General features: G+C 33.7%; 9 protein-coding genes. 5 read left to right on the forward strand and 4 right to left on the reverse strand.

The genetic code is table 11. The annotated features are described in order from the left end of the window. The 5 genes from ACTG3Y_RS07170 to ACTG3Y_RS07190 form a co-directional block, all read left to right on the forward strand. A partial coding sequence (locus ACTG3Y_RS07170) for a homocitrate synthase/isopropylmalate synthase family protein (protein WP_439152244.1) occupies positions 1–716 on the forward strand: 716 nt, incomplete at its 5' end. Beyond that, a complete protein-coding gene (gene leuC, locus ACTG3Y_RS07175) occupies positions 717–2,099 on the forward strand; it encodes a 3-isopropylmalate dehydratase large subunit (RefSeq protein ID WP_439152245.1) in 1,383 nt (460 codons plus the stop codon). Beyond that, positions 2,099–2,686: a 3-isopropylmalate dehydratase small subunit gene (leuD, locus tag ACTG3Y_RS07180; RefSeq protein ID WP_439152246.1), complete on the forward strand. Its 588-nt coding sequence runs from the start codon at positions 2,099–2,101 to the stop codon at positions 2,684–2,686. The genes leuC and leuD overlap by 1 nt, the downstream gene beginning before the upstream one ends. Before the next feature lie 5 nt (positions 2,687–2,691). Then, positions 2,692–3,810, forward strand: a complete 1,119-nt coding sequence (gene leuB, locus ACTG3Y_RS07185) for a 3-isopropylmalate dehydrogenase (protein WP_439152247.1) — start codon at positions 2,692–2,694, stop codon at positions 3,808–3,810. A gap of 3 nt (positions 3,811–3,813) precedes the next feature. After that, on the forward strand, positions 3,814–6,402 hold the full coding sequence (locus tag ACTG3Y_RS07190) for a phosphoenolpyruvate carboxylase (RefSeq protein WP_439152248.1): 2,589 nt from the start codon (positions 3,814–3,816) through the stop codon (positions 6,400–6,402). Between the two features lie 62 nt (positions 6,403–6,464). Here the strand turns inward: ACTG3Y_RS07190 and ACTG3Y_RS07195 are convergent, their stop codons facing one another. From ACTG3Y_RS07195 to ACTG3Y_RS07210, 4 genes are all read right to left on the reverse strand, one after another. Then, complete coding sequence (locus ACTG3Y_RS07195; RefSeq protein WP_439152249.1) at positions 6,465–6,836, reverse strand: dihydroorotase; 372 nt, start codon at positions 6,834–6,836, stop codon at positions 6,465–6,467. 279 nt (positions 6,837–7,115) lie between these two features. Further along, complete coding sequence (locus tag ACTG3Y_RS07200) at positions 7,116–8,348, reverse strand: ammonium transporter (RefSeq protein ID WP_439152250.1); 1,233 nt, start codon at positions 8,346–8,348, stop codon at positions 7,116–7,118. A gap of 5 nt (positions 8,349–8,353) precedes the next feature. Then, complete coding sequence (locus ACTG3Y_RS07205) at positions 8,354–8,692, reverse strand: P-II family nitrogen regulator (RefSeq protein ID WP_439152251.1); 339 nt, start codon at positions 8,690–8,692, stop codon at positions 8,354–8,356. An 18-nt stretch (positions 8,693–8,710) separates the two neighbouring features. Continuing rightward, positions 8,711–9,745 (reverse strand): outer membrane beta-barrel protein, encoded by a 1,035-nt coding sequence (locus tag ACTG3Y_RS07210; RefSeq protein WP_439152252.1) that lies wholly within the window; start codon positions 9,743–9,745, stop codon positions 8,711–8,713. Positions 9,746–9,924 lie beyond the last annotated feature (179 nt).

Below are 9,924 nucleotides of genomic sequence, written 5' to 3' on the forward strand. Positions count from 1 at the left end.
GCGTTTGTGAAGTTGCGATTAAAGCAGGAGCAACAGTCTTAAATATTCCAGACACTACTGGATATTGCTTGCCAAGTGAATATGGCGCGAAAATAAAATATCTAAAAGAGAATGTAAAGGGTATTGAAAACGCTATATTATCTTGCCACTGCCATAACGATTTAGGTTTGGCTACTGCCAATTCTATAGAAGGAGTCATAAATGGAGCAAGACAGGTAGAATGTACAATTAACGGTATTGGTGAACGCGCTGGAAATACTGCTCTGGAAGAGGTAGTAATGGTGCTAAAACAGCATCCTTACTTAGAGTTAGATACAAATATTAATACGTCAATGTTATATGGTACGAGTCAGTTGGTGAGTGATAGTATGGGTATTTACACACAGCCTAATAAAGCTATAGTTGGTGCCAACGCATTTGCTCATAGTTCAGGAATTCATCAAGATGGTGTCATTAAAAATCGTGGGACTTACGAAATCATAGATCCTAAAGATGTAGGAGTCACGGAATCAGCTATAGTTTTAACGGCTAGAAGTGGACGTGCAGCATTAGCTTATAGAGCCAAGAATGTGGGCTATGAATTAACAAAATTACAACTAGACGAGGTATATGCAAACTTCTTAAGTTTTGCAGATAGAAAAAAAGAGATAGTTGATACTGATATTCATCAAATTATTGAAACCAGTAACGTCTACCAACAAATAATTTCGGCTTAGATGACTAAGAAAACATTATTTGACAAAGTATGGGATTCTCATGTGGTTAGTTCTATAGATAATGGTCCGCAGATTCTGTATATAGATAAGCATTTGATCCACGAGGTAACGAGTCCGCAAGCTTTTAATGAAATAGAAAATCGCGGAATTCCTGTTTTTAGACCAAATCAAATCGTTGCTACAGCAGATCATAATACACCGACTTTACATCAAGATAAACCAGTTAGAGATGCATTATCTAGGCATCAGTTGGAACAGCTATCAAAAAACTGTAAAAAAAACAATATTACATTATATGAGTTAGGACATAAATATAATGGAATAGTACATGTAATGGCTCCAGAGTTAGGAGTGACACAGCCAGGCATGACCATGGTCTGTGGTGATAGTCACACTTCAACACATGGTGCCTTCGGAGCCATTGCATTTGGTATAGGCACAAGTCAGGTGGCGCAAGTATTTGCCAGCCAATGCTTGTTACTTAGAAAGCCAAAAAGCTTAAGAGTAAGCGTCAATGGAAAACTGAAAAAAAGTGTATTACCAAAAGACGTCATACTTTACATCATCTCTAAACTAGGGACTAATTCTGGTACTGGTTATTTCTGTGAATATGCCGGAAATGTATTTGAAGACATGAGTATGGAAGGGAGAATGACGGTTTGTAATATGAGTATTGAAATGGGAGCCAGAGGCGGAATGATTGCACCAGACGAAACGACATTTAAGTACATAGAAGGTCGAAAATTTGCACCAAAAGACGATTTCAAGAATAAAGTTGCCTATTGGAAAACATTACCCACCGATGAAGGGGCGAACTTTGATAAGGAATACCATTTCGATGCTGCAGATATAGAACCCATGGTAACGTATGGTACGAATCCAGGTATGGGAATTAAAATTTCTGAAAACATACCAGTAAACGAAAATCCGTCATTTAAAAAGTCATTGGCCTACATGAATTTTGAAGCCGGTGAAAGCCTTATAAATAAACCTATCAATTATGTATTTATTGGTAGTTGTACTAATTCTCGTATTGAAGACTTTAGGGTTGCAGCAGACTTTATAAAAGGAAAGAAAAAGGCCAAAAATGTTACGGCTTGGTTGGTTCCTGGGAGTAAACAAGTAGAAGCTCAGATTATAGAAGAAGGTTTAAAAACTGTTTTTGATGAAGCAGGATTTGAATTACGTCAGCCAGGATGTTCGGCTTGTTTAGCTATGAATGATGATAAGATTCCGCAAGGTGAATACTGTGTATCTACATCAAACCGAAATTTTGAAGGGCGTCAAGGGCAAGGATCTAGAACTATATTAGCTAGTCCCTTAGTTGCTGCCGCAACAGCGGTTGAAGGAAAAATAATTGATATAACACAACAATTAAATTAATGGAAAAGTTTACGACATTAAAATCTACCGCAATTCCATTAAACATCGAGAATGTAGATACAGACCAAATCATACCAGCTCGTTTTTTAAAAGCAACAGATAAAAAAGGATTTGGTGATAATGTTTTTAGAGACTGGCGGTACAATAAAGATGAGTCTGTAAATTCTGAGTTCATCTTAAATGACTCAAGATATTCAGGAAGTATCTTAATCGCTGGTAATAATTTTGGATGTGGATCGAGCAGAGAACACGCAGCATGGGCCTTAGTAGGTCATGGTTTTAAAGTTATTGTCTCTAGTTTTTTTGCAGATATTTTTAAAGGAAATGCCTTAAATAACGGATTGCTGCCAGTGCAGGTATCAGAATCATATTTAAAAAAATTAATGACTACTGTTAAAAATAATCCAAAAGAAGAAGTTATTGTTAATTTAGAATCACAAACGATATCATTGGGTGGCACTACATCAGAGAACTTTGAAATTGATCCTTATAAAAAGACATGTTTAATCAACGGCTACGATGATATTGACTATTTATTAAGTAAAAAAGAATTAATAGAAGCTTTTGAAGTTTCGAGCGTTAAGTAAAAAATATGAAATTAAACATTGCCGTTTTACCAGGAGATGGTATTGGTCCTGAGGTTACAAATCAAGCTGTAAAAGTCTTAAAAGCTATTGCATATGAGTATGATCATACCTTTAGTTTTAATTATGCAGATGTTGGTGCGATAGCCATAGATAAATATAAGAATCCATTGCCAGATGGGACTCTAGATGTATGTAGACAAAGTGATGCTATTTTGTTTGGAGCCATTGGTCATCCAAAATACGATAGTGATCCTTCGGCAAAAGTCAGACCAGAACAAGGTTTACTAAAACTTAGAAAAGAACTAGGACTATTTGCTAATATTAGACCTGTAAAAGCATATGAAACGTTATTAGATAAATCACCTTTGAAACGTGATATTATAAAAGATACGGATATCAGTATATATAGAGAATTAACTGGTGGTATTTATTTTGGTAAAAAATACCTGAGTGAAGATGGTAATACTGCCTCTGATTTATGCCAGTATTCTAAAGACGAAATTGAGAGAATTGCACATTTGGCGTTCAAAGCAGCAAAAACGAGAAATCATAAAGTTACCTTAGTAGATAAAGCAAATGTTTTAGAGAGTTCTAGATTATGGAGAAAAGTTGTTACTGATCTATCAAAACAATATCCAGATATTGATTTAGAATTTTTGTTTGTTGATAATGCGGCTATGCAAATGATTTTAAACCCAAAACAGTTCGATGTTATTTTAACCGAGAATATGTTTGGTGATATCATTAGTGATGAAGCAAGTGTTATTGGCGGTTCTATAGGGTTGTTAGCATCCGCTTCTGTTGGTAAAAAACATGCTATGTTTGAGCCTATTCACGGCTCTTATCCGCAAGCAACAAACAAAGGAATCGCAAATCCATTAGCTTCCATTTTATCAGCAGCCATGTTATTAGATCATTTTAATCTTTCAGTTGAGGCAAAATTTATTAGATTAGCTGTAGAAAAATCACTTAAATTGAATATTTCAACACCAGATATCAATTCTGCATCCGACAGAGTTACCACATCTAACGTTGGAGATTTTATCGAAGATTTTATTTATAATCCAAAAGATACAAATCTCAATTTCAAAAATATTCATTTAGGTCATTCTACAATTATATAAATTATGCCAACAGAACCGAAGTTAAAACGTTTTAATCAAAATGTTTTATCAAAATATCAGATATACAATAGTATATTTATGACATTACCGTTTGATACTATTACCAAAACAGTAGTGTTATTACCATTATTTTATGAAACCTGTAAAATTGGATTTCAAAATCATGAAGATCCCACAACTATTGTAAATACTTTTTTTAAAAAATATCAAGCCAGACGATCTGAACAAAGTCAGATTAATTTATTATTCAGATTTATACAGTATATAGAACGACAAGTGGTGTTGTTTGATGCCGTTGAAGACGCCGCATTTCCTGTTGTAAATAACATGGAAGGTATAGGTACTTTGCGTAGTTTAAAAGAAAATGCTCAAGCAGAAAATAAAACAGAATTATTACGACAATATTTAGAATCCTTTAAGGTGAGAATAGTTCTTACAGCACATCCTACGCAGTTCTATCCTGGCACCGTTCTTGGTATCATCACAGATTTGGCAGAAGCTATTAAAACAGATAATCTCACTGAAATTAATAGTTTGCTAGGTCAATTAGGTAAGACACCTTTCTTTAAAGATAAAAAACCTACACCTTATGACGAAGCAGTTAATTTAATTTGGTATTTAAAAAATGTCTTTTACCATTCTTTTGGTGGAATTTACGATTACGTACAAACGAACATTTTTGAAGATAAGGAAATTGAAAATTCAATTATAAATATTGGGTTTTGGCCTGGTGGTGATCGAGATGGTAATCCATTTGTTACACCTCAGATTACATTAGATGTAGCCCGTAAGTTAAAGGAGTCTGTTATAAAAAATTATATTAAGGATGTTAAATACCTAAGACGACGATTAACATTTAAAGGAATAAGAGAACGTGTAATAAATCTTAATCATAGATTGCATAATACGCTTCTGCATAAGGAACTATCTAGCAGAATAACACTTTCTGAATTTAGGCAAGAATTAAAAGATATTAGAGATATTTTAGTCAAAGAACATCAATCACTTTTTGTGGATAAGGTGACTACATTATTAAATAGAACAAATTTATTTGGCTACCATTTTGCCAGTTTGGATATTAGGCAAGACAGTCGTGTACACGACCAAATGTTTAGAGCATTAGTTAAAGAGCTTATTGACCATAAAACTGACTTTTTTTCTGAAGATTTTTTCGAATTACCATTAAATAAGCAGTTGAATCACCTGTCTGAAATAAAAGGGATTATAAGCGATGATATTCAATTTAAAGATGAAATGGCGATAAATATTGTGGAAACAATTAGAGCCATGAAAACCATTCAAGATAAAAACGGTGAGGTTGCATGTAATCGCTATATCATCAGTAATAATCAAACGACTCTAAATGTGCTTCAATTATTTGCTATGCTCAAAGTTATAGCATTTGGCGAAAACTTAACAGCGGATGTGGTGCCATTATTTGAAACGGTCACAGATTTAGAAGCATCTCCTACTGTTATGGAAGAGTTATATACAAATTCAATCTACAGAAAGCATCTAGAAGAACGAGGCAATAAGCAAACGATTATGCTAGGTTTTAGTGACGGAACTAAAGATGGAGGTTATTTAATGGCAAATTGGGCAATTTTTAAGGCCAAAGAGGCACTTACTGAACTCTCGAGAAAATATAATATAGATGTCATATTTTTCGATGGTAGAGGTGGGCCGCCAGCACGTGGAGGTGGAAAAACACATCAATTCTATGCATCTCTGGGACCAACAATTGAGGATAAAGAAATACAATTAACTATTCAAGGTCAAACTATAAGTTCTAACTTTGGTACTGTAGACTCTTCTCAATACAATATGGAACAACTTATCAGTTCTGGTATTTCTAACCGACTAAATGATAAAAACCTCGAAATGTCTGATGAAGATAAAGAAGTTATGAATCATTTAGCTAGTTTAAGTTATGAGGCTTATGTTGATTTTAAAAAACATCCAAAGTTCTTGTCATATTTAGAACACATGAGTACTTTAAAATACTATGCAAAGACTAATATTGGTAGTCGACCATCAAAACGAGGAAAATCTGAAGGATTAGTTTTTGCGGATTTAAGAGCTATACCGTTTGTAGGCTCATGGAGTCAACTAAAACAAAATGTACCTGGTTTTTATGGTGTGGGAACTGCTTTAAAACATTATGAGGATAGAGGTGAGTTTGAAAAAGTACAACATTTATTCAAAGAGTCTAAGTTCTTTAGAACTTTGATTGCTAATAGTATGATGTCCTTGTCAAAGTCCTTTTTTAACTTAACTAGGTATATGTCTGAAGATCCAGAATATGGTGAATTTTGGCAAGTTATATATAAAGAGTATGAAACTAGCAAACGTCTAATTTTACAACTTACAGGATTTGAAGAGCTAATGGAAGACGAGCCAGTATCTAAAGCATCTATTGATGTTCGTGAGTCAATAGTATTACCATTACTTACAATTCAGCAGTACGCTTTGAAGAAAATACAAGAATTAGAAAAAGCAGAAGTTAAGGATGAAGAACAAATTAAGACATTTGAAAAAATGGTGACACGTTCGTTATTTGGAAATATTAATGCAAGTCGTAACTCGGCTTAGTTGTCATTTCAGCAACAGCCAGTAATCTACTTAACACGTTTAAAAAAACCACTAATATATTTTTAAGGGTTGTTGGCTAAAGGATGTAATTCTTTATTTTCTATCGCTTCATCAATATTAACAGTAACATATTTGTGGCTATTGAAAAATTTTCTTGAATCTGTGAGTTTTATCGTTGCTACTTGTTTACCATTTTTGTTTTTCTCGATAGAGGTTATAACTACTTTACTTCCTTTAATGTTATCATAATTAACAATTCCACCTTTCTTAATTATAAAATTTGCTCTTGGAAAATTAATGTGTTTGTAATTGTTGTTACTAACAATTCCAATTTCAAAAACATCACCAATTTTATAGGTTGAAGATGAGTCTTGTGAATACGAAAAAGCAGAAATTAAAAATGCAAAAACTGAACTAAAAATGTAATTTTTCATAATTTTAATTATTAACAATATACAAATTTACGAATATTAAAAAATATCAAAAATATATTGTCAATAATTTAAAATTATAGTAGAAAGGGTTTGATTTATTTAAAGCTCTAAGATTGCATATTTAATTATTTAACAGTAAAAGAGGTGATTTATAGACTAATTTGTGTCTCAATTTGAAATGACTGATTCTGTCATAATTTAAAAACCCTCTAGGCACTTTGCCTAGAGGGTTTTAACTAACAATTAAATTATCTAATCAATGACAATTAATTTAAAGATTTAGTGCTCATTTAATCTAAAATCTGGGTAAGCGTCCATTCCATGCTCATGAGCATCTAAGCCCTCCAATTCTTCACGCTCAGAAACTCTTATGCCTACGGTTATCTTCATAATGAATATTATTAAGAATGAAGATATTAAGCAAATTCCTGCATAAGAGGCTACACCAATTAGTTGACTAACAAATTGAGATACACCCGCGAGATTTCCGAAAATTCCTACTGCAAGAGTTCCCCATATACCGCATACCAAGTGCACGGCAATGGCACCGACAGGATCATCAAGTTTTAGTCTATCAATAAGTGAAACAGCAAAAAGAATAATTGCTCCTGCAATGGCGCCAATAATAATAGCGTCAGTTGGGCTCATTTGATCAGCGCCAGCTGTAATACCAACTAGACCACCTAAGATTCCATTAAGAAACATGGTTAAATCTAAATTTCTAAATTTTAAAGCAGATACTAGTGCTGCAATAACTCCACCAGAAGCGGCTGCTAAACATGTTGTAACCAATGTTAAAGAAGTTAGCTCAGGGTCTGCTGATAATACAGAACCTCCATTAAATCCAAACCATCCTAACCATAAGATAATAACACCAGCTGTTGCTAATGGAATGTTATGACCAGGTATTGCTTGTAGTTTACCATCTTTAAATTTGCCAATTCTAGAACCTAGTAAGCAAACGGCTACCAAAGCTGCCCATCCACCAACAGAGTGCACTAAAGTGGAACCTGCAAAATCATAAAAGGGTGTTTCTAAAGTTTGTAAAAATCCACCTCCCCATTTCCATGATCCAGCAATTGGATAAATAAAACCAACATATAATACTGTGAAAACCATAAATGGTCCAATTTTCATACGTTCTGCGACTGCACCAGAAACTATGGTTGCTGCTGTGGCTGCAAACATACCCTGAAATAAGAAATCTGTCCAGTAAGTATAGCCTTCATTGTATGCTAAATCTAAGGTACCTGCGTCTGTAAGTGGTGAATCTAATCCAAATCCAGCGAATCCTAAGAACCCGTTAAATTCTCCTGGATACATAAGATTGAATCCAACCAAGCAGTACAATAATAGACCAACAGTAATTATAAATATGTTTTTAAATAAAATATTAATCGTGTTTTTTTGACGGGTCAAACCGATTTCTAAAAATGCAAAACCTAAATGCATGAAGAAAACGAGTGCTGTACAGATCATCATCCATACATTATTTGTAGTAAGTAATTCCATGTTTTTTATTTTAAAGTTTGTTCTCCTTTTTCTCCTGTTCGTATTCTGTATACCTCCTCGATATGCGACACAAAGATTTTACCATCTCCAACATCTCCTGTAGATGCAGATTCGAGTATGGTTTTTACCGTAATATCCTCAAAGTCGTCGTTAACAACGATTGATAGATATCGTCTTTGAATATCACTAGTGCTGTAAGAAACACCTCTGTAAACATGACCTTCTTTTTCATTTCCAAGCCCTGTTACATCCCAATAAGAGAAAAAATTCACACCAACTTCATGCAGTGCACTTTTTACCGTAGAAAATTTAGATTTTCTAATAATTGCTTCAACTTTTTTCATTGTATATACTTGTATTAGTTAGAATTTATATATAGCAGCTAATGTAAAGGCACTTAAGCTACTAGCTGCTGCACCATCATTATCTATTACATTTCCATAAAGACCTCCATCGGCATCAGTCAAAGAGTCTAATCTAAACTCTGGCTTAATAATTAAGTTCTCTTCAACAGTGTAACTTCCAGTTAACGTTAATCCTAATACGCTTGGGTAATCTACATTGTCATCATCACCATGCAGTGCAAAATACTCACCTCTCAATCCAATACTAAAATCATCAGATGCAGCATATTGTGGGTATAGTGCAGCACCATAAAAACCAAACCCGTCGTTGTCATTGTATGCGGCGTTTATTCCTAAGAAAAATTCATCAGAAAGATCAAAACCACCTGTGTAATCCACTTCAAAACCTAAGCCGCCATTATTGCCGCTATCATAGTATAAGTTTAAGAATTGACCAGAATATCCTAATTGAGCACCATATGAATATTCACCTGTTGTAGAAGTATCATTAGTGTCCCACGGGTTCATAATTGCTAGCATTAGGCTAAAATCATCAGATAAAGTAAAATCTGCTTTTAAACCCACATGAGAGAAAGGTCCGCTAGAAAATAAATAAGAGGTGCTGTAGTTAAAGTTTGCTGCAGGAGCTATAACTTCGTAACCTAAAAACGTATTAAAACGTCCAAATGTTAAAGTAGTATTTTCTGAAACGTTCCAATAAACGTATGCTTGATTTATGATACCATCAACAATATCGCTGTTAAAAGTTGCGCCTTCACCTCTTGGCCCAGTAACTAAATCAAGAACTGCACCTACTTTACCGTTTTCATAGCTAGCAATAATGTTTCCCATACCTAATGCAAAACCCGTTTGATCAGCAAATGCTGTACCGAAAGTTGCCCCAGCATCATCAGGTGCGGATACATAAGTTTGATAATAAGCGTCAATGCTTCCACTTAAAGTAAAAGATTTTTTTTCTTCTTTTTCTTCTTCTTCTTGAGCAAATAAGCTAAATGCTAAAAAGAACATTGAAAGTGTAATAATTTTTTTCATAGTTATTTGTATTTAAATAGTTAGTGTTGCTCAAAACTATGCAAACATTTATTTAACCCCTAAAAAAATAGGGTTCTTATGTGTATTTTTATTATATATTTAATATATACCCTAAAAAATATAGGGTATCTATAAATTTGATGTTTTTTTTATTGAAGTGATAAAGTAATAATTGAAGA

The sequence above is a fragment of the Winogradskyella sp. genome (genome assembly GCF_965656915.1).
Taxonomy (GTDB): domain Bacteria; phylum Bacteroidota; class Bacteroidia; order Flavobacteriales; family Flavobacteriaceae; genus Winogradskyella.

Excerpts from the sequence above, each read along its gene's own strand:
- leuC (WP_439152245.1), top strand. The coding sequence starts at position 717 with ATGACTAAGAAAACATTATTTGACAAAGTATGGGATTCTCATGTGGTT.
- leuD (WP_439152246.1), top strand. The coding sequence starts at position 2,099 with ATGGAAAAGTTTACGACATTAAAATCTACCGCAATTCCATTAAACATC.
- leuB (WP_439152247.1), top strand. The coding sequence starts at position 2,692 with ATGAAATTAAACATTGCCGTTTTACCAGGAGATGGTATTGGTCCTGAG.
- ACTG3Y_RS07190 (WP_439152248.1), top strand. The coding sequence starts at position 3,814 with ATGCCAACAGAACCGAAGTTAAAACGTTTTAATCAAAATGTTTTATCA.
- ACTG3Y_RS07195 (WP_439152249.1), bottom strand. The coding sequence starts at position 6,836 with ATGAAAAATTACATTTTTAGTTCAGTTTTTGCATTTTTAATTTCTGCT.
- ACTG3Y_RS07200 (WP_439152250.1), bottom strand. The coding sequence starts at position 8,348 with ATGGAATTACTTACTACAAATAATGTATGGATGATGATCTGTACAGCA.
- ACTG3Y_RS07205 (WP_439152251.1), bottom strand. The coding sequence starts at position 8,692 with ATGAAAAAAGTTGAAGCAATTATTAGAAAATCTAAATTTTCTACGGTA.
- ACTG3Y_RS07210 (WP_439152252.1), bottom strand. The coding sequence starts at position 9,745 with ATGAAAAAAATTATTACACTTTCAATGTTCTTTTTAGCATTTAGCTTA.